16 protein-coding genes and 2 pseudogenes are annotated in these 20,366 nt (G+C 58.9%); 12 read left to right on the forward strand and 6 right to left on the reverse strand.

Features of this window, described 5'->3' with window-relative positions:
- Positions 1–258: 258 nt before the first annotated feature.
- The 4 genes and pseudogenes from KGA88_RS10375 (at position 259) to KGA88_RS10385 (ending at position 4,678) form a co-directional block, all read left to right on the forward strand.
- On the forward strand, positions 259–1,674 hold the full coding sequence (locus KGA88_RS10375) for a tyrosine-type recombinase/integrase (protein ID WP_223590610.1): 1,416 nt from the start codon (positions 259–261) through the stop codon (positions 1,672–1,674).
- A gap of 292 nt (positions 1,675–1,966) precedes the next feature.
- Positions 1,967–2,221: pseudogene (locus KGA88_RS31755) on the forward strand (site-specific integrase); the annotation flags it as partial.
- Positions 2,222–2,263: 42 nt separating this feature from the next.
- Positions 2,264–2,800: pseudogene (locus tag KGA88_RS31760) on the forward strand (tyrosine-type recombinase/integrase); the annotation flags it as partial.
- 291 nt (positions 2,801–3,091) lie between these two features.
- Positions 3,092–4,678 carry an arylsulfatase gene (locus KGA88_RS10385; RefSeq protein WP_077182811.1) on the forward strand — a complete coding sequence of 529 codons (1,587 nt, stop codon included), beginning with the start codon at positions 3,092–3,094 and terminating at the stop codon, positions 4,676–4,678.
- Positions 4,679–4,743: 65 nt separating this feature from the next.
- Here KGA88_RS10385 and KGA88_RS10390 read toward each other — a convergent pair whose 3' ends face one another.
- The 4 genes from KGA88_RS10390 to KGA88_RS10405 all read right to left on the reverse strand — a co-directional run bounded on the left by KGA88_RS10390 (position 4,744) and on the right by KGA88_RS10405 (position 9,374).
- Complete coding sequence (locus KGA88_RS10390; protein ID WP_077182810.1) at positions 4,744–5,853, reverse strand: CaiB/BaiF CoA transferase family protein; 1,110 nt, start codon at positions 5,851–5,853, stop codon at positions 4,744–4,746.
- A gap of 92 nt (positions 5,854–5,945) precedes the next feature.
- Positions 5,946–7,031: a Zn-dependent alcohol dehydrogenase gene (locus KGA88_RS10395; protein ID WP_077182809.1), complete on the reverse strand. Its 1,086-nt coding sequence runs from the start codon at positions 7,029–7,031 to the stop codon at positions 5,946–5,948.
- 82 nt (positions 7,032–7,113) lie between these two features.
- Positions 7,114–8,235, reverse strand: a complete 1,122-nt coding sequence (locus KGA88_RS10400) for an acyl-CoA dehydrogenase family protein (protein WP_223590613.1) — start codon at positions 8,233–8,235, stop codon at positions 7,114–7,116.
- On the reverse strand, positions 8,232–9,374 hold the full coding sequence (locus KGA88_RS10405; protein WP_077182807.1) for an acyl-CoA dehydrogenase family protein: 1,143 nt from the start codon (positions 9,372–9,374) through the stop codon (positions 8,232–8,234). Before KGA88_RS10405 ends, KGA88_RS10400 begins: the two co-directional genes overlap by 4 nt.
- A gap of 142 nt (positions 9,375–9,516) precedes the next feature.
- Between KGA88_RS10405 and KGA88_RS10410 the strand changes: the two genes are divergently transcribed.
- Complete coding sequence (locus KGA88_RS10410; RefSeq protein ID WP_077182806.1) at positions 9,517–10,305, forward strand: enoyl-CoA hydratase/isomerase family protein; 789 nt, start codon at positions 9,517–9,519, stop codon at positions 10,303–10,305.
- Positions 10,306–10,315: 10 nt separating this feature from the next.
- Positions 10,316–10,963: a TetR/AcrR family transcriptional regulator gene (locus tag KGA88_RS10415; protein WP_077182805.1), complete on the forward strand. Its 648-nt coding sequence runs from the start codon at positions 10,316–10,318 to the stop codon at positions 10,961–10,963.
- A 60-nt stretch (positions 10,964–11,023) separates the two neighbouring features.
- Here the strand turns inward: KGA88_RS10415 and KGA88_RS10420 are convergent, their stop codons facing one another.
- Positions 11,024–12,436 (reverse strand): coniferyl aldehyde dehydrogenase, encoded by a 1,413-nt coding sequence (locus tag KGA88_RS10420; protein ID WP_223590616.1) that lies wholly within the window; start codon positions 12,434–12,436, stop codon positions 11,024–11,026.
- 78 nt (positions 12,437–12,514) lie between these two features.
- Positions 12,515–14,227 (reverse strand): hypothetical protein, encoded by a 1,713-nt coding sequence (locus KGA88_RS10425; protein WP_218639273.1) that lies wholly within the window; start codon positions 14,225–14,227, stop codon positions 12,515–12,517.
- Between the two features lie 296 nt (positions 14,228–14,523).
- On the opposite strand from KGA88_RS10425, the gene KGA88_RS10430 reads away from it, so the two are divergent.
- The 6 genes from KGA88_RS10430 to KGA88_RS10455 all read left to right on the forward strand — a co-directional run bounded on the left by KGA88_RS10430 (position 14,524) and on the right by KGA88_RS10455 (position 20,339).
- Positions 14,524–15,663 carry an acyl-CoA dehydrogenase family protein gene (locus KGA88_RS10430; RefSeq protein ID WP_077182803.1) on the forward strand — a complete coding sequence of 380 codons (1,140 nt, stop codon included), beginning with the start codon at positions 14,524–14,526 and terminating at the stop codon, positions 15,661–15,663.
- 30 nt (positions 15,664–15,693) lie between these two features.
- Positions 15,694–16,881 carry a lipid-transfer protein gene (locus KGA88_RS10435; protein WP_077182802.1) on the forward strand — a complete coding sequence of 396 codons (1,188 nt, stop codon included), beginning with the start codon at positions 15,694–15,696 and terminating at the stop codon, positions 16,879–16,881.
- A gap of 42 nt (positions 16,882–16,923) precedes the next feature.
- Complete coding sequence (locus tag KGA88_RS10440) at positions 16,924–17,361, forward strand: MaoC family dehydratase N-terminal domain-containing protein (RefSeq protein WP_077182801.1); 438 nt, start codon at positions 16,924–16,926, stop codon at positions 17,359–17,361.
- 9 nt (positions 17,362–17,370) lie between these two features.
- On the forward strand, positions 17,371–17,787 hold the full coding sequence (locus KGA88_RS10445; RefSeq protein ID WP_077182800.1) for a MaoC family dehydratase: 417 nt from the start codon (positions 17,371–17,373) through the stop codon (positions 17,785–17,787).
- A 32-nt stretch (positions 17,788–17,819) separates the two neighbouring features.
- Positions 17,820–18,650 (forward strand): SDR family NAD(P)-dependent oxidoreductase, encoded by an 831-nt coding sequence (locus KGA88_RS10450; protein WP_077182799.1) that lies wholly within the window; start codon positions 17,820–17,822, stop codon positions 18,648–18,650.
- A 120-nt stretch (positions 18,651–18,770) separates the two neighbouring features.
- Complete coding sequence (locus KGA88_RS10455; protein ID WP_077182798.1) at positions 18,771–20,339, forward strand: long-chain-fatty-acid--CoA ligase; 1,569 nt, start codon at positions 18,771–18,773, stop codon at positions 20,337–20,339.
- Positions 20,340–20,366: the final 27 nt, after the last annotated feature.

A 20,366-nucleotide genomic window follows, 5' to 3' on the forward strand; every position in this document is an offset into this window, starting at 1 on the left:
TAAAATCTCGCAACCCCTTGAATTATATGGTCGGGACGGAGTGATTCGAACACTCGACCCCTAGCACCCCATACACTTAAGGCATGGAATTCTATGGACGAACGTACACTCTCATGGACCGCTTTAACCTAGCGTTTACGGGGGTTCAGGCTATATTAACGTCTATAACGATCCACTAATATCCATCGACAGCCAAGTGATTCGGTGGGGCAAAAGTGGGGCAAAATTTGAGAAGCTGGAATCAGACATGAGTCGACAGTGGCAAAACTAACGGCGAAGCAACTGGAGGCGCTCACCTCCGCGGATGACGGGAGGACGCTGCGCGAAGACGGTGGCCTAACTGCCAAGGTTCGCGCCGGTGTACGCGGCATTACTCTCCTATTTCGCTACGAGTTCAAACTGCACGGAACCAAACGTGATCACCGCTTGGGCAGTTGGCCGAAGAAATCGCTGGCGCAAATTCGTGCCGAGCGTGACGAAATGAGAGTGAGCATCACTAAAGGCATAGACCCCATCACCGCCCGCAAAGCCGCCAAAATCGAAGCCCAGGCTGCCATTGTCGCCACCATTGCCGAGGCCGAACGTCAGGCGGGAGAGAACAAGACAGTCACTGATCTCTTCGAGGAGTGGATTCGCGACGGCGTATCCCGCCAGGACGGAAACGCTGAACTGCGCCGCAGCTTCACCAAAGACGTGTTACCAGTCATTGGCGATAAGCCGCTGCGCAACCTCACCGAAAAAGATCTGCTCACGGTGCTACGCTCGGTCAAAGCCCGCGGCCTGAACCGCGCCGTTGTGATTCGCAGTAAGGACATCGGCCAGATGCTGCGCTGGGCTGAGAAACGCAAGCCGTGGCGCACCCTAATGGTCGATGGAAATCCGGCTTACTTGATAGACGCCAACAAACTGCTCGATCACGACTACCAAGAACAACGCGACCGCGTACTTTCTCCTGATGAAATTCGCGAGTTGCGCGACATCTTCGCGCGTCTGGCACACGACTATGACGTCCTACCCCCCGGCCAGAAATACTCTGGTATCCGCCCAGTAAACCCACGCGTGCAATGCGCAGTCTGGATCTGTCTGGGTACCCTCTGCCGCATCGGAGAACTCCTCAAGTCTGAATGGAGATACGTGGATCTGGAAAAAGGGACCTGGCTCATTCCAGCCGAATCCACCAAAGGACATATGGGCAGACGTCAGGATCACCACGTGTTTATGTCCTCTTTCGTGCTGACACAATTCAAGCTATTGCAAAGGGAAAGCGGACATACTTCGTACTGCTTCCCCAGCAAAGATGAGAAAAGCCATGTCGATACGAAGACAGTTAGCAAGTTAATCGGTGACCGGCAGTGCCGATTCAAAAAACGCAGTAAACCACTTATTGGCCGCCACCACGATGACTCATTGGTCCTCAACAAAGGAAGCAAAGGTGAATGGACCCCTCACGATTTGCGCCGAACAGGCGCAACTATGATGCAAGAACTCGGTATAACAATAGAGATAATTGATCGCTGCCAAAATCATGTGCTTGGTGGATCAAAGGTTCGTCGACATTATCTTCATCATGATTATGCCAACGAAAAAACGGAGGCTTGGAGATTGCTAGGGGTACGTCTTGAAAAAATTTTCGTCACTACTTTCAGCGATCAATTGCCCCTATTCCCCAATTAATTAGCGTTCAGTGGAGCTCCGAAAAATAATATCTTGAACAAATACATTTCTGGCGTCTACTTGGGGGGAGTCATCCCACCAGGCGCCATCCATCGATGACATCGCCTCCGCCATATTTTTACGATAAAGGCTTGATTACTCAGGGCTTTTTTGTTTCAAAGATTTGGCAATACCCTACAGCCCACACTTCAGCCCACGCCTTGGATGAAGTATCCCTTTTCGACCAGCGGCTGATTTTTTTCAAATGATCTCTAGCCTGCTGCGAGGACCCAAAAGAATAGGGTTTCGAGCTCGAACGCTGATCCGCACCGTGGTCAACCGCAGCGTTCACCGGCAAGCCTCACCCAAATGCTCAGCTGGGCCAGAAAGCGTCAGCCCTGGCGGGCCTTGTTGGTCGAGGGCGATTCGACGGAACTGGCCGACATCGCCCCATTGATTCCTGCTGATTACGAAGCGGAATGAAGCCGCATCCTACCCCCCGGCTGAGCTGTTGGAATTGCACAACCCCTTCCAGCTAATGACCGCCGATTATAACGCCCTCCCCTCCGGCCCCTACTATCGCTCCCCACCGACATCGGCTATGAGTAGCTACAAAGGCACTCGCGGCAAGAAACAGGACCACCATGTCTTCCTCTCCCCCTTCGCCCTGCATTTCTTTCAGGAACTTAAGACCCTAACGGGACATTCCCAATGGTGCTTCCCGAACAAGCTGGATGATCGGCATGTGGACGTAAAAGTGGTGAGTAAACAGGTCGGCGATCGCCAGGCGCGGTTCAAAAACCGCAAGGCCCTCTCCAGACGGCGTCATGACGATACGCTGGTCCTTTCCGACGGCCAGAACGGCGACTGGACGCCGCATGACCTGCGCCGTACGGGAGCGACCATGATGCAGGCCTTGGGGATCAGCCTGGACGTCATCGACCGCTGCCAAAACCATGTACTGGCCGGCTCCCGGGTGAGGCGACACTATCTGCATCACGATTATGCCGAAGAGAAGAAACGCGCATGGAATCTGTTGGGCGATCGACTCAGTGCCGTGCTGTCCTCAACCTATGAGCACCCACCGAACGAGTCGATGATGTCTTTTCCAGCCTATAACTCGACTGGATCCCTTCCGCCGTCATAGGTCAGATACTTGACGACACAATCCACTCAGCGACGGTCGCAACTAGACCGTCGCTATCCAGCCAAAAGCAGCTATTCGGATGTTTGCACGAGTTAACCCACTTGAAGCGGCATGCCCAAAGAAAGCAGCAAGCCAACCATCGCTAAAAAAAGCTAAAAATCTCAATTGGTCTACCGTGAAAAAGGTATCTGCATGCACCTGTCTGGTCGCATTGACGCTAGTGCCCTTGAGTTAGTGCAACCACAAAAGGTTGGTGGTTAACCTCGACTCAAGCTTAAGGGAGCAGTCAATATGACTCGCAAACACAAATGGCTACCGAAGTTTGCCCTTGTGGCGATTTCGGTGATAGCAATTTCGGCTACGGCTGGCGCCGCTGAAAAACCCAACATCCTGGTGATCTTTGGCGATGACATCGGCCAGACCAACATCAGCGCCTACTCCATGGGCGTGGTCGGGTACAAGACGCCGAACATCGACCGGATTGCCCATGAAGGCATGCTGTTCACCGATTACTACGCGGAGAACAGCTGCACCGCTGGACGTTCTTCGTTCATTACCGGGCAGACGCCGCTGCGTACGGGCCTTTCCAAAGTGGGTATGCCAGGTGCGCCTGTGGGTCTGCAAAAACGTGACATCACCATTGCCCAAGCCCTTAAGTCCCAAGGTTATGCCACTGGCCAATTCGGCAAGAACCACCTCGGTGACCGTGACGAATACTTGCCCACCGCCCACGGGTTCGACGAGTTCTTCGGCAACCTGTACCACCTTAACGCCGAAGAAGAGCCAGAGCGCCCCTATTGGCCAAAAGACGATCCTGATTTCCTCAAGAGCTACGCGCCGCGCGGCGTGATCCATAGCTTCGCCGACGGCAAGACTGAAGACACTGGTGCCCTCACCGCCAAGCGCATGGAGACTATCGACGACGAAACCACCGCCGCGGCGCAAGCGTTCATCGAGAAACAGGCCAAGGCTGACAAACCGTTCTTTGTCTGGATGAACACCACCCGCATGCACGCATTCACCCATGTGCGCGATTCGATGAGAGGCCAAAGCGGAATGCCGGGCAACGAGTACGCTGATGGCATGGTTGAGCATGACAACGATGTTGGAAAGCTGCTGAAAACCCTCGACGACCTGAAAATCTCCGACAACACCGTCGTGGTCTACACCACCGACAACGGCCCGAATCAGTTTTCATGGCCAGACGCGGCGACGACGCCGTTTCGCAACGAGAAGGACTCCAACTGGGAAGGCGCATTTCGGGTGCCTGCGATGATCCGCTGGCCGGGCAAGATCAAGGCCGGTGAGATGTCTAATGACATGTTCTCGGGCATGGACTGGTTTCCAACCTTGTTGGCGGCCGCTGGCGACGCAGACATCAAGGACAAGTTGCTCAAGGGCTGGGCTCCGACTGCCGGTGGCACCAGCTTCAAGGTGCACCTCGACGGTTATAATCAGCTACCGTACCTGACCGGCCAGCAACCGACCGGCGCACGGCACGAGTTCTACTATTTCAACGATGACGGGGTGCTGGTGTCCATGCGCTTCGACAACTGGAAAGTGGTGTTCTGTGAACAACAACAGCCTGGCGGTTTCCGGGTCTGGAGCGAGCCCTTCGTCTGCCTGCGGGTACCGAAGATCCTCAACCTGCGTATGGACCCCTACGAGCGTGCGGATCTGGTGTCCGACCAGTATTACGATTGGTCGAGCAAGAACATTTATCTCGCTGCGGTAGCGGTGAGCAAAGCCGCGAAGTTTCTGCAAACCTTCATCGACTACCCGCCAAGTCAAAAACCGGCCAGCTTCAGCATTGACCAGATTCGTGCTGCTGTGGACGCGAAAGTTGCGGAAAAAATGAAGGATCAAACTGCACAGTAAGTGCGCTCGAACGCCGCTCGCTTTACAAGCGAGCGGCGCCTACTCAATACCCTGTTAACGATGCTTCATGACCATAGACACTCGCTATTGATGTTAAGCGCCGCCATGACCTGTTCCGTATGTTCACCACGGGTCGGTGTCGTCCCCGGCATTACCACTTGGCCATCGAAACGCGGTGCCGGGTGAGCCTGCAACATGCCGTCACGCTCGAAATACACGCCTCGATCAACCATGTGTGGATGCTTGGAAGACTCATGCGGGCTGAGTACCGGAGCGAAACACACGTCCGTACCTTCAAATAGCTCGCACCAATGCTCGCGAGTACGGCTAATGAAGATTTCCTTGAACGCCGCGCGCATTTCATCCCAGCGCCCCATATCCCATTGCTTGGCGAAGCGAGGGTCGTTGACCAGGTCCAGTTTTTCCAGCAGTAGCGCATAGAACTGTGGCTCCATCGCCCCAAGGGAAATGTAGTGGTCATCGGCGCAACGGTAAGTAGCGTAGAAATGGGAGCCATCATGCATGCTCTTCCCTCGCTGCTCCTGGATACCACCACGGGAAGCCATCGACATCAGCAACTGCATCATGTGCGCCGATCCGTCGACGATCGCGGCATCCACCACCGTGCCTTTCCCTGTAGTTCGTGCATTGAGGATTCCGGCCAGTAGCCCCACCGCGAGATAGAGTGCCCCACCACCGATGTCGCCGATTAGCGTGATGGGGGAAGACGGCGCTTCGCCCTCTGTGCCGCAGTAGTACATCGCCCCAGACAGCGAGATGTAGTTGTTGTCGTGGCCGGCTGCATGTGCCATCGGGCCACTTTGGCCCCAGCCCGTCATACGCCCGTAAACCAGCTTCGGGTTACTGGCCAGCAGCACCTCTGGTCCCAATCCGAGACGCTCCATCACGCCAGGTCGCATGCCTTCGATCAATGCGTCCGCGCTTTCGATCAGTTTCAGTACGGTCTCGCGCCCTTCGGGTGTTTTCAGATCGGCTATCACGGAACGCTTGCCACGATTCATCGCGTTTTTCGCAGCGTTCTTCTTGCCCGTAACAGAGGTAGCTTCACCCCGCTCAACGGCTATGACCTGTGCTCCCAGGTCTGCCAGATGCATGGCGCAAAACGGCCCCGGACCGATGCCGCAGATTTCTACAATCTTGATGTCGCTCAGCATGAGTTCTCTCTTGACTCGTCCAGTTGTGCACTGCCGGTCGGGACCAGGATTACCCGGCCCGGCCCGGCCCGGCCCGCTCCCTCACCCGACACTCACTGGTCGAAGACAATCACCGAACGCGCCAGCTCGCCGCGACGCATCTCGTCGAAGGCGATATTGATGTCTTCGAGTTTGATGCGCTGCGAAATCATCTCGTCGAGTTTGAGCCGACCCTGCATATAGAAGTCGGTCAGGCTCGGCAGATCGACCGGAAAACGGTTCGAACCCATAATTGACCCTTGAATGCGGCGGGCCTGCAGAAGCTGGAAAGGATCGAGCTCAAGCTTGGTGCCCGGTTTCATCATGCCGATGATCGTCGCGCAGCCTCCACGTTTGAGCATGCCGAATGCCTGCTCGGCCGTCTGCTTGAGGCCGATACACTCGAATGAGTGATCGACGCCGCCTCTGGTCAGCTCGATGACCTGTTGAACCGTATCGCCATTCTTCGCATTGATGACATCGGTGGCGCCAAACTGCCGGGCCAGTTCCAGCTTCGAATCGAGCATGTCGATGGCAATGATGCGGCCGGCACCGGCCAGTACCGCACCGTTGATTGCAGCCAGGCCGATGCCGCCACAACCCAGAACAACCACGGTCTCGCCGGGGCGCACTTTGGCGGTGTTGAATACCGCACCGGTCCCCGTGGTGACGGCGCAACCGAGCAGCGCGGCGCGATCCAGCGGCATGTCACGGCGAATGGCAACCAGTGCATGTTCGTGAACCAGCATCTGCTCGGCATAGGCGGACAGGTTGGCAAATTGCGGCATGGGTTTTTGCACGTACGTCAGCCGTGGTTCGTCACCCTTGCTGCGGCGGGTTTCCGGCGATATGCACAGCGACAAGTGACCAGTGACGCAATGGGCGCAATGGCCGCAGTAGACCGACAGGCACGTGACCACATGATCCCCTGGTTTGACGGTGCGGACGTCCGAGCCCACCTGTTCGACGATACCGGCTGCCTCGTGGCCGAGCACCACGGGGGCCGGATGCGGATACATCCCGTCCACAACATGCAGATCCGAATGGCAGACACCCACAGCGACAGTGCGCACCAGCACTTCACGCGGACCCGGTTTGCTGATCCCGACTTCCTCGATGGTCAGAGGGGAACCCGGCGTATGGAATACGGCAGCTTTCATGATTTACCTCGAAAAAATTATTGTTTTATTTGCGTGAGCGGTCAGGCCGTTCACGCGGTGACTGAACAAACACAGCAGCGCTTCACAAACTTCGATCGGTCAGCCCTGCCCAGAACCCTTCGGACCCCGCGGCAATGGCCGCTTGCCCCAGCACCTTGGCCCAAAGCGCATCACCACCGAACTCGTCACGCCAGGACCAAAGGCGACGCGTAGCAAAATGCAAGGTGTGTTCATGGGTAAAACCGATAGCGCCGTGCACCTGATGCGCCATGGACGCGGCCAGCGTCGCTGCTTCGCCAGCACACACCTTGGCCACGGCGATATCGAATGCCAGGGTGCCGTGGTTTCCGGCGGTCCCGAGGAATAGCTCGCTCGCGCTGCGCAAGGCTACTTGCACAGCCATCCGCGCTGCGCCTGTAGCCCCGGCCATTTGGGCCAGGTATTGCTGCAGTACTTGTTGCTTGCCAATCGGCTTGCCAAATTGCACGCGTTCATTGGCGTACAGCACCGCCTTGTCGACCGCTGCTTCAAGCGCGCCAACCAGCGTGCAAGCGCGCAACAATGCACCTAGATGCCATACCGGCTCGTGCAGACCGGCCAGTTGCAGTTGACCGGTGGCCTGAGTGCTGGCGTTGGCGAAAACAAGGGCATCGCGCTCTTCATCGGCAAAATTGCTACCGGCAGCCAGGGTGATGGTTGCCTGGCGCAAGTCGACCAGCGCCAGGTGTTGGCCATCAGCAACCACAGCCCACCGACAACTGCGCGCCCATGGCACGTTGACGACTCGGCCGTCGAGGCGCGCCCCTTCTTTATCCAGTTGCAGATCGCCCAAACGGCCGGCCTGAATCAGGGTGATCGGCCCTTCCGGCACTTCCATACCGGCGTGAGCCAACAGCGCTGCCGCAAGCATGGTTTCCGCCAGTGGAAGTGGCGCCTGCCAGTAGCCAATGGCGCGCAGAACCGGGCTGGCATCGAGCCAGTTGGCACCACTTCCGCCGGCGCCTTCCGGTACTAGCGCACCGGGCAGGCCGTTGTCGACGACCATCTGCCATAACGCGTCTGCGCGGTGGCCGGCATCAAAGCGTTCGAGCAATTCACGGGTGACCTGTTTGGCAAACAGACGCTCGACGCTGTCGGCGATCATGGTTTGCATTTCTGAAGGGACGCCGTCGTCCACACCCTGGTGATCAATTGTTGTATTCATCGCAGTCCAAGACCTCCGGCGATAATGCCGCGCAGAATTTCACGAGTACCGCCACGCAACGAGAAGGACGGCGCACTCTGAGTCAGGAAGCGCATCACCTGGTCGAGGTCGGAACCGGGCTCACGCTGATCGCCGAACAGATCGTGAGCTACGTCCGGAATAGCCTGTTCGAGCAAGGCACCCTGGTCCTTGACCACGGTCGCCTGGATAGCCGGATTCTCCCCACGGGCGAGCATGCCGGCGACGCCCAGCGACATCTGCCGCAGCGCGGCGTAGCGTGCCGCCAAGCGACCGAGGCTTACGGCATGCCGACTGTCTTGCGGGTCGGCCTCGTCGAGCATGGCCAGATACAGTTGGGTGCTACTCAGGTAGCGCTCCGGACCACTGCGCTCCAACGCCAGTTCCGCAGTGACCTGCAGCCAGCCATTGCCCAACTCGCCAATGACGAAATCATCGGGAACGAAGACGTTTTCCAGAAACACTTCATTGAAATCATGCTCGCCGAGCATGTTGTAGATCGGGCGCACGGTCACGCCGGGGGCCTTGAGGTCGATGAGCAGTTGCGACAAGCCTGCGCGGCGATTGCCCTCCTCCTTCGGCCCGGTGCGCAGCAGCGTGATCATGTAGTGGGCCAGATGAGCGCCCGAGGTCCAGACCTTGCTGCCGTTGACGATCCAGCCGCCTTCAGTTTTTTGCGCACGGGTGCGCACAGCCGCCAGGTCGGAACCAACGTCGGGCTCACTCATGCCGATCGCCAAAAGCGTTTCACCGCGGGTTATGCCCGGGACGATCTGCGGAGCAAGGACTTCCGGAGAAAACTTGATCAGCAACGGACCGCTCTGGCGTTCACCGACCCAGTGCGCGCCCACCGGCGCGCCAGCCGCTAGCAGTTCTTCCAGAACCACGTAACGCTCCAGCGCACTGCGCTCGTGGCCGCCGTAACGCTTGGGCCAGGTCATGCCCAGCCAGCCGCGCTCGCCCAGCTTGCGGGTGAATTCCGGTACAAGACCGACGAGCCCTTTGGCACGATCGGCAGGCGAATAGTGTTTGAGCTCCTCAGCGAGAAAAGTACGGACTTCTGCACGCAGCGCCTGCGTCTTGGCGTCCAGCCTACAAGGCCTGATATCGAGTGCCTGCATGGTTTCTGCTCTTTGAATTTTAGGGACAGGCGACCAAAGTCGCTTGTTGGCTGACCAACAAGCGAATAAGCTAACAGCATTCTTGTAAAGGGATCAAGCGCCATCGATCCAGTCTGTTTTCCCGTCCCATTCGGAGCATCTGATGACTACCCTCGCCTCCTTCACTCCCGGCCGTGGCTTGACCCTTGAACTGCAAGGACACATCGCCACGCTCGAATTCAGCCGTCCGCCGCTGAACTTTTTCGATCAGGAACTGATCATGGATCTGCTCGCCGCACTGGAGTATCTGGACCAGTTGCCGACCTGTCGCGTCGTTATCGTGCAAGCCGAAGGAAAGACGTTTTGCGCAGGTGCTGACTTCAGTGGGTTGGCGCAGACCGGTGAAAAAATTCTTCCTCGTCAGCTGTACAAACACGCCGTGGGCCTGTTCCGCACAGCCAAGCCATTGATCGTCGTGGTAGAGGGTGCCGCCATCGGTGGAGGCCTGGGCCTGGCACTGGTTGGCGACTACCGCGTCACTAGCGAGAAGGCCCGTTTTTCTGCCAATTTCAATCGCCTTGGCATGCACCAGGGCTTCGGCATTTCTGTTACGCTGCCGCGCGTCGTTGGCCTCCAGATGGCGTCTATGTTGATCGCCACCGGCCGTCGTATCGATGGTGCAGAAGCCGTCCGTATCGGCCTTGCGGATGTGCTTGCGGCGCCTGGCGAAGAACGTCAGGCTGCTCGCGACCTGGCTGAAGAAATCGCCCTGAGTGCACCCCTTGCCGTCATGTCTAGCCGCCAGACACTACGTGCCGGCCTCGCCGATTCAGTGGATGCAATCATCGACCGCGAGGCCACCGAGCAAGAGTGGCAGGTCCTCACCAGCGATTTTGCCGAGGGCAACAAGGCGATGCGCGAGCGTCGCGTTCCTGAATTCACCGGTAATTGATCATTCGCCTATGGACACTCCCGACCAAAGCACCCCCAACACCACCCGTCGATCCAAGGTGGAAATGCGCGCCCAGGCAGAACACTGCATGTTGGAGGCGGCACGCCAGATCGTCGCGCGCAAAGGCTGGATTGGCATCACCTTGGCCGAGGTCGGTCTGCAAGCCGGCTACAGTCGCGGCCTGGCAGCACATCACTTCGGCACCAAGGCTGGCCTGCTACGTGCTTTGGCCGGGTTCGTAAATACCAGGTTCATGGATGTCGTCGAAGACAAGGCGCCCCGACGCGAACCGGGACTGGACACCTTGCTCGGCTACATCGATGCATACTTCCTGCGCGACGACGCCGAATGGACCAACGCCCGCGCTTTACTCGCCTTGATGGCAGAGGGCGTGACGGTTGAGTCGGAATCCGCAGCGATACTGGCCGAGTACAACCATTCCGTACGACTGACCCTGGCCAAACAGGTGGAAATCGGCATCGCCAACGGCGAGATCCCTGCCGATACCGATCCGCTGACAGCCGCTACGCTGCTGATTGGAACGATGCGCGGCATGATGCTTCAGCTGCTGCTCGATCCTTCGACAGCCGATCCGGCGCTGCTGCACAAGCAACTGCGTCGACTCATCAAGACCTTGCTGACCTCACCCTGCGATTAATTCGCGGCAATAAAAAAAACTCCCACCGGTTCACACCGGTGGGCGCCATATCCTCCAGCACTATCGCTTGATCATCGCATCCACCATCTGCCGCACCTGCTCGGTGAAGGGTGGCCGGGTGATGTCCGGACCGTCTGCGGCTCGCAGGACCGGCTTCGGATGGCTGAAGGTGACAAAGCCCTGGTGCCCCAGATAACTGCCCATCCCGCTGTTGCCAACCCCGCCGAAAGGCAGACTGTCGACACTGGCGTGCAGGGCCACGTTGTTGATCGTCACTCCACCCGAAACGGTGCGATCAAGGACAAAACTTTCCTCGGCCGCATCGCTGCCGAAGTAGTACAGCCCCAGCGGACGCGGATGAGCGTTGATGTAGGCAACCACATCGCGCATGTCCTTATATGGCTTGATCGGCAACAGCGGCCCGAAGATCTCGTCCTGCATGATCTTCAGCTCATCACCCGGATCGCACAGCAAGGTCGGGATCATCTTGTGATGTGGCTGATCGGCGAAATCCTCCTGCGCCGGATTCAACTCGATCAACTCGACGCCAGCCGCACGGGCCTCCTCCAGGTAGCCCAGCAGGCGCTCGTAGTGGCGGGTGTTGATGACCGAGGTGTAATCCGGATTGTCCTTGAGGCTCGGATAACATTTGGCGACCGCCGCCTTGGCATGTTCGATGAATTCCTCCATCGACTCTTCGGGAACAAACACATGATCCGGCGCAAGGCAGACCTGGCCGGCATTCAATAGCTTTCCGGCCATGATCTTGCTCGAAGCGGACTTCATATCGGCGGAACGCGACACGATGGAGGGTGACTTTCCACCCAGCTCCAGAGTAACCGGCACCAGGTTCTCGGCAGCGGCGCGCATCACATGCTTGCCAACGCTGCTCGCTCCAGTGAACAGCAGATGGTCGAACGGCAGGCTGCAGAACGCCTGACCGACCTGCGCGTCGCCGGTGACGATGGCGATCTCATCCTCGGCGAAGGTGGCGCTGAACATCCGTTGCATCAACTCGGCACACTTGGGGTTCAATTCCGAGACTTTGACCATCGCCCGGTTACCGGCGGACAGCGCACTGGCCAACCCCTGGATGACCATGCCCACCGGGAAATTCCAGGCAGTAACAATACCCACCACGCCCAGCGGCTGATACTGAATCCAGGCCTCGCCACGGTCGGCGGCACGCTGCTCGGGTTGCATCCACTCAGCAATCCTGGCCCTGGTTTTCTTCAACGACGAGAGCGGGCCCAACAAGTCGATGATACGCGTCAGGTCGTGGCTACGATGACCGAAGTCTGCCGCCGTCGCCTCAACGATTTCCTGCTTGTACTCAACCAGCATGCCGATCAGGCGATCGAACAATTCACAGCGTTGCTCTGCGGTCCAGATATCATTCGACAGATAAGCCGTGCGCTGCATGGTGAGGGTTTCACGCATGCGCACCACTTCGGGTAGTTCGATCTTGCTCATTGGAGGATTTACCTTCTCATTGTGGGTTGTTACGACCCTGCAAGTCGGCGCGAGACACTGATCCCGCGCCGCTGTCGGTTAATCGAGTTTTTTCATCTTGGTGGTGTCCAGACGGACCAGGCCGAAGGCCATGCCGTACTGAATCGCGCCGGATTCGTTGACCTTGATCGCCGAGTACATGCCATTGAAACGCGGATCGCTGCCGGTATGGATCTTCAACACGGTGTCGCCGCTGTCGAGGTCCATGCCGATGTGATAGCGGTCGTTCCAGTCGCGGGTGAAGTAACCATCAATGATCGCCATCCGGCCGCCACCACTGATCATCGGCACCGTAGAGATCGACGACACGTCGTTGCGCATCCACAGCTGTTTCCACCCATTACTGCCCTGGTCCCACTTCAACATCGCCACACCTTTCGGCCCCGGACGCGTAGCACCGTTGAGCATGCTCACGTAGTAGTTGTCGCGCGCCAGGTAAGGGGCATCCTTGCTGATGATGTTGTTGACCACGAAGGCGTAGTCGCCGTAGGTCGACACCGATTGCTCGGACTGCACGGTCTCCACGTCGGCGCCCATATCCACTTGCTGCTGGTCAGCGATGCGTGCCGAGAGCGTGCCGGGCTTCTGCTTCCAGCCGGCCGGCAACTGGTCGCGCCAGAACGCCACCAGACGCATTTTCTGCGCACCGTCGGTGATCACCACGAGTTTGTCTTCGTCCGGCCCGAAGCCCATCAACGTCGGTGTCGAGCCTGTGCCGTCAGCGACTTTCAAGGCAGAGATACGAATGCCACGGTCATAGGCCGCTTTCCAGGCGCCGCTGGCCTCGTCGCTGTGAATCTTGCCCTTGGCATCCACCACCAGGCGATACATGTTCTGGTTCGAGGCCACATAGACCGCGCCGCCGCCCGCCTCATCGCCATTGGCAAAACCATTGAGGAACAATTCGTCCGCGCCATCGACGGCATAGGTATCGACGATTTCGAGGGTTTTCGGGTCGAGGGTGATGACTTTGCCGCCAACGGTGTTGAGGACCAGAAAGCCGTTGAAAGTCATGCCCATGCCAAAGTTGAAGTCGACCGGGAAATCAGTGCCGCGCTTGACCTTTTCGTTGTCGTACAGCGATTCCGACAGCAAACGCACCAACGGTGTTCCCATGCCCGAGTCCGGTTTTTTCGGATCGAGTTGATCGACGCGGAAAATCTGCCGGCCACCGGCACCGATGAAGGCATCTTCGCGGGTCAACATCGAATACAGGGCGCCGCCACGCAACTGATCGTTGATGCTGCTGATCATTCGATTCGGCTGCCCGCGCATATAGTCGAGCAAACCCTGCTCGTCCTTGTTGTCGAGCAACCGCTGGACATCCTGAGTCTGTTTCAGGCGTTGAGCGTCGCTGACCTTCTGAAACTCAGGCAACTTCAGCGGCATTTCCGTGCGTGCCACTTCAACCAGCTTGCCGTCGACCTTGTTGTACTTGCGCAAGCCCAGGCCGGACCACCACCACGTGACCATGGTGTCACCGACCTTGTCGACGAAATGCGGCATGCCGCCCGCATCGCTGGGCAGGTACGTCACCGACTCAGGTGTCAGTTCGTAGGAACCACGCGGCACCGCAATCTCAGTGCTGTCGGTCTGCGCACTGTTCCAATGCGCCTGATTGCTGAAGGTCTGGGCCAGATAAGGGTTCATCGGCGGGGCAGACTGGGCCGCCGCCATGACGGACAAACCTGCCAGTGCCAGGCCCGCGCCCAACCGTGCGAAGCGAAGCTTTGTGATTGTTATGCTTCTCATTATGCAACTCCTTGAAGGAATGAACTCGGTGCCAAGGCGCTAAACGCGCTGGAGCAACACCTGCGACGCAGAGCCTACGAAGCCCCAGTCACTCACTCCCCCCCCCACGATGAGTAGGTCACCGCCGATGGCTTGTCGGTAAAACGCTACCGTGAGTTCCCGGAACTTTCTTCCCCCCCCACCGTGGGGAGGGATACCGCGACAGCCACCCCGGCAGCATTCCTCCAGTCCCTCGGACACATGGCTCACCCCCCAGGAGTCGCCTGCCGATCCTTTTACAGACACTGGAGTCCGTAATGCACATTCAACGATCCATCTTTCGCGAAGATCATGAAATGTTCCGCGAAACCGCGCGCCGCTTCTTCGAGCGCGAATGCGTGCCCCGTCAGGCCGAATGGGACGAGGCCGGCAAGGTCGACCGCCAGACTTGGCTCAAGGCCGGCCGCGAAGGTTTGTTGTGCTCCATGGTTCCTGCGGTGTATGGCGGTGGCGGCGGAGACTTCGGCCACGCGACAGTCATCAACGAAGAAATGCACCGCGCCGGCGTGTCCGGCGTCAGTTTCGGCCTGCACTCGGACATCATTGCGATGTACATCGTGCGTTTCGGTACCGAAGAGCAAAAACATCGCTGGCTGCCGAACATCTGCAGTGGCGAAACCATCCTCGCCCTCGGCATGACCGAGCCAGGCAGCGGCAGCGATCTGAAAGCTGCGCGAACCACCGCGGTCCGCGATGGCGACGAATACGTCATCAATGGCAGCAAGACATTTATCAGCAGTGGCCTCAATTGCGACATGGTTCTGGTGGCCTGCAAAACCGACCCGACGGCAGGTTCCAAAGGCATCAGCCTGATCATGGTTGAAACCAGCCGCGAAGGTTTTCGGCGTGGCCGCAAGCTCGACAAGGTCGGCCAGCGTGCCTCTGATACCGCGGAGATGTTTTTCGACGATGTGCGCGTGCCCGTTGGCAACCTGCTGGGTGAAGAAGGCAAAGGCTTCGCCTACATGATGCAGGAGCTGCCACAGGAGCGACTGGGCATCGCCATCTACGCCGCCATTCGCCTGGAACGTCTGCTGGAGCAGACCATCGAGTACGTCAAGGACCGCAAGGCCTTCGGTGGGACGGTGTGGGATTTCCAGAACACCAAATTCAAGCTGGCCGATGCCAAGGCTGCCTCGGTCGCAGTGCGCACCATGGTCGATTACTACATCAGCGAACACATGCGTCGCAAGCTGACCGTGGAAGAGGCCGCCATCGCCAAACTGTTCGCCACCGAGACCCTGTGGAAACACCTGGACGACATGGTCCAGTTGCACGGTGGTTACGGCTACATGCTCGAGTACCCGGTGGCCCGCGCCTTTGTCGATCTGCGCGTTTCCCGCGTCTTCGGCGGAACCAACGAAGTCCAGCGCGAATTGATCGCCCGCAAACTTTAACCCCCCTTCTCCTCTACCGAGAGCAAAGACATGAGCGACAAAGTTATCGTTGCCGGCGTCGGCATGATTCCGTTCAGCAAGCCGGGCGCCAGCCCGACCTACACCGAAATGGGTGCGGAGGCATTGCGCCTTGCACTGAAGGACGCGGGGATTAGCTACGACAAAATCCAGATGGCCTTCACCGGCTACGTGTTCGGCGACTCCACCAGTGGCCAGACCGCCCTTTACGAGGTAGGCCTGACCGGCATTCCGGTGGTCAACGTCAACAACAACTGCTCCACCGGTTCTACTGCCCTGTATCTGGCCCGCGCCGCCGTGGCCAGCGGTCAGGTCGAGTGCGCCCTGGCGTTGGGCTTCGAGCAGATGCAGGCCGGCGCGCTGAGATCGCATTGGGATGACCGTCCCCGCCCTCGCGCACGCTTCCTGCACGTACTCGAATCGCTGACCGCCGATGCCGCGGACATCCCTCAGGCCTTGCGGGGTTTCGGCGGCGCCGGTCGAGAGCACATGCAACGCTACGGCACCTCGATGGAGGCCTTCGCCGCGATCCGCGCCAAGGCCAGCCGCCACGCCGCCAATAATCCCTTGGCGCTGTTCAAGAACGTGGTGACCACCGAAGAGGTGATGAACGACAAAGTCATCTGGCCCGGCGTCATGACCCGCCTGATGGCGTGCCCGCCGACTTGCGGTGGCGCTGCTGCGATTGTTTGCAGCGAAGCCTTCGCCAAAAAACACGGCCTGCGCACTGACGTGGCGATCCTCGCCCAGTCGATGACCACGGACTCGGTTGTGTCTTTCGATCCACCGTCGATGATCAGCTTCGCCGGTTTTCACATGGCTCAGGCGGCTGCCAACCAGGTCTACGAACAAGCCGGTATCGGCCCTGAGGATATCCGCGTGGTCGAGCTGCACGACTGCTTCGCCCACAACGAACTGCTGACCTATGAAGCCCTGGGTTTATGCCCGGTCGGCGAGGCCGAACGTTTCATCCTCGATGGCGACAACACCTACGGCGGCCAAGTCGTGACCAACCCCTCCGGCGGTCTGCTTTCCAAGGGCCACCCGCTGGGCGCGACCGGCCTTGCCCAATGCTATGAGCTGACCCATCAGCTGCGCGGCACCGCCGACAAGCGCCAGGTGGACGGTGTGCAAATCGCCATGCAACACAACCTGGGTCTGGGCGGCGCCTGTGTCGTCACGCTGTTTGGTAAAAACTGATCGCCCTGTTCAGGCGCGTTTTCACATAGGAGCCAAGTGAACATGGCAGACAAAAATCTGATCGGGCACAAAATTGGCGCGTACAGCGTCGACGTTGAAAAGGGTCGCCTGCGCTTCTTCGCCAAGGCCATCGGCGAAACCGATCCGGTCTATACCGACGAAGCCGCCGCGAAGGCCGCCGGGCATAAATCCTTGCCGGTCCCGCCCACTTTCCTCAAGTGCCTGGAAAGCGAAGGCCGCGATGTGGTGGAGCTGCTCAAACTGGTCGGCTTCGATCTTGGTCGGGTTCTTCACGCTGAGCAGTCCTTCGTCTATCACTCGATGGCCTACGCGGGAGACGTGCTGACGTTCCACGGCTTCATCTCCGACCTCTACGAAAAGAAAGGTGGCGCCCTGCAATTCGTGGTCATGGAGGCACGCGTGACCAATCAGGATGGCGAGCACATCGCCGATATCCGCTCCTCTCTTGTGCAGCGCTAAGGAGTCGTCATGAGCGTTCGATTTTCCGATATCCAGGTCGGTGACGAGATCCCGCTGCTCAAGCTGCAGCCGGTCAACCGCACCACTCTCGCCTTGTACTGCGGCGCTTCGGGTGATCACAACCCGATCCACGTCGACCTCGACTTCGCCCGCAAGTCGGGGATGGACGATGTGTTCGCCCACGGCATGTTGTCCGCGGCGTACTTCGGTCGCCTGCTGACCACCTGGGTGCCGCAAAGCCAGGTGCGCAGCCTGTCGGTTCGTTTCACTGGCATCACTCAGATCGGCCACATACCGAACTGTACCGGCAAGGTCGTCGAGAAGTTCATCGATGCCGGCGAACAGCGCGTGCGCCTGGCGCTTCGCTGCGCCAATCAGTACGGCGAAGAGAAGCTGGCCGGCGAAGCCGTTGTCGCCCTCGCCTGATGTTTCACCCACACAGCCCAAGGAACAATCCAATGAAAAAGCTTGAAGGCAAAGTCGCCCTGGTCACCGGCTCCGGTCGTGGTATCGGTCGTAGCGTTGCTCTGCAACTAGCGGCCTATGGCGCCAAAGTCGTGGTCAACGATCTGGACTCGGCACCGGCCGAAGAAGTCGTGGCTGAAATTCGCCAGGCCGGTGGTGAAGCCGTTGCCTGCGTCGGCAGCGTGACCGCCGCCGATTTCGCCGAGCGCTTCGTACAGACTGCCGTGCAGAGCTACGGTGGCATCGACATCATCATCAACAACGCCGGGTACACCTGGGACAACGTCATTCAGAAAATGACCGACGAACAGTGGTACGCGATCATCGACTGCCACCTGACCGCACCGTTCCGCATTCTGCGTGCAGCCCAGCCGATCATCAGCGCCCAGGCTAAGAAAGACGCCGCGGAAGGCCGCGAAGTGTTGCGCAAGATCGTCAACATTTCCTCCGTGGCCGCTGGCGGTAACGCCGGTCAATCCAACTACTCCGCCGCCAAGGCCGGCATCATCGGCATGACCAAGACCCTGGCCAAGGAGTGGGGCCGCCTGAAGGTCAATGTCAACGCCGTGGCCTTCGGTTTCATCGATACCCGACTGACCCAGGCGCTGGCTGGCGACGAGAGCAAGACCATCAACATTGAAGGTCGTGAAATCAAGGTCGGCGTTCAACAGGAACGTATCGATACCGCCAGCTCTGCGATTCCCCTTGGTCGCCCTGGCACGGCCGAAGAAGCCGCCGGTTCGGTGGTGATGCTGTGCCTGCCGGAAGCCAACTACGTTACCGGTCAGGCTCTGGTCTGCGGCGGCGGCTACGGCACCCTGTAAGCCGCCGTTCGTCTCTGGGGGCACTCTTCCCTCCCATAGCGGGAAGAATGCCCGGACAATGAGATCACGGCCTGGCACTTCGCAAGTGGACTCCCTACAAAAACAATATTGGAGGTTTTGATGTACATGACCCAAGGGCTGCAGCGCCATCGGCAGCAGCGCCCCAATGCCACGGCAATTCGTTATCAGGGCCGCAGTGTGACTTTCGCCCAGTTGGGCGATCGCGTTGCCCGGCTGGCTGGCGCGCTCAAGCGCCTGGGCGTGGCCAGTGGCGAGCGTGTAGCGATGCTCTCGCTCAACTCCCAGCGCTACATCGAGTACTACCAGGCAGTACCGTGGGCCGATGCCGTGCTCAATCCGGTCAACATCCGCTGGAGCGCGGCCGAGATCGTCTACTCCCTGGATGACTCGCAGACCTGCGTGCTGATCGTCGATGACGCCTTCCAGAAACTGGGGACCCAGGTGGCTGTCGAGGCCAAGAGCATCCGCTTGGTGATTTATGCCGGTGACGGCGAAACGCCCGAGGGCATGCTCAATTACGAAACCCTGATCGCCGAGAGCGAACCGGTTGAAGACGCGCACCGTTGTGGCGATTCCCTTCTCGGAATCTTCTACACCGGCGGCACCACCGGTTTCCCCAAGGGCGTGATGCTTAGCCATAACAACATCGGCATCTCCGCCCTCGCCAACCAGGATCGCGTGGGCTATGGCGCACAGACGCGCTACCTGCATGCCATGCCAATGTTCCATCTGGCCGACCTGGCTGCGATGGTCGTGCTGTTCCTCAGCGGTGGCATGCATATCGTGCTGCCCGCCTTCAAAGCGCAAGAGGTCATCGAACAGATCAGCCGGGAGCAAGCCACCGACACCTTTCTAGCGCCCACCATGCTGCAGATGATCCTCGACTGGCACCAGGCAAACCCAACCCATGCGGCACTGGACCTGAGCTCGCTTCGGGAAATCACCTACGGCGCCTCGCCGATTACTCCTGTCCTGCTCGCGCGTGCCCGTCAGACCTTCCCTGCAGCCCAATTCGCGCAAGGCTATGGCATGACTGAAATGGCCCCCGGCATCACCATGCTGGGGGCCGAGTACCATTGCGAGAAACATCAGCGCAGCGGCAAGATGTACTCAGCCGGGCTGCCCATCAGCTGCGTGGAAATCCGCATTGCCGATGCCGAGGATCGCGAAGTGCCCCGTGGCACAGTCGGCGAAATCCTGGTGCGTGGCCCCAACGTCATGCTCGGTTACTGGAACAAACCGGAGGCCACCGCCGAGGCGCTTCGCGGCGGCTGGATGCATACCGGTGACGGCGGCTACATGGACGACGATGGCTTCATCTACATCTGCGATCGTCTCAAGGACATGATCGTCAGCGGTGGCGAGAACATCTTCACTGCCGAAGTCGAGAACGCCCTTGTCCGCCATCCGGCCGTTGCCCAAGCTGCTGTGATTGGTATTCCCTGCAACAAATGGGGGGAAACAGTGCATGCCGTGATCATCCTCAAACCTGGTGCCAGCGTTACTGAAGACGAAATGGTCGCCCATTGTCGGGAATTGATTGCCGGCTACAAAGTGCCCCGCAGTATCGAGTTTCGCACTTCATTGCCGATGTCCAGCGTCGGCAAGGTACTGAAAAACGAACTGCGCAAACCGTTCTGGGAAAACCGTCTGAGCAACGTAAACTGACGTTCGATGCCTGTAGGAGCGTCGAAC

It is taken from the genome of Pseudomonas sp. A-R-19, from assembly GCF_019956575.1.
Classification (GTDB): domain Bacteria; phylum Pseudomonadota; class Gammaproteobacteria; order Pseudomonadales; family Pseudomonadaceae; genus Aquipseudomonas.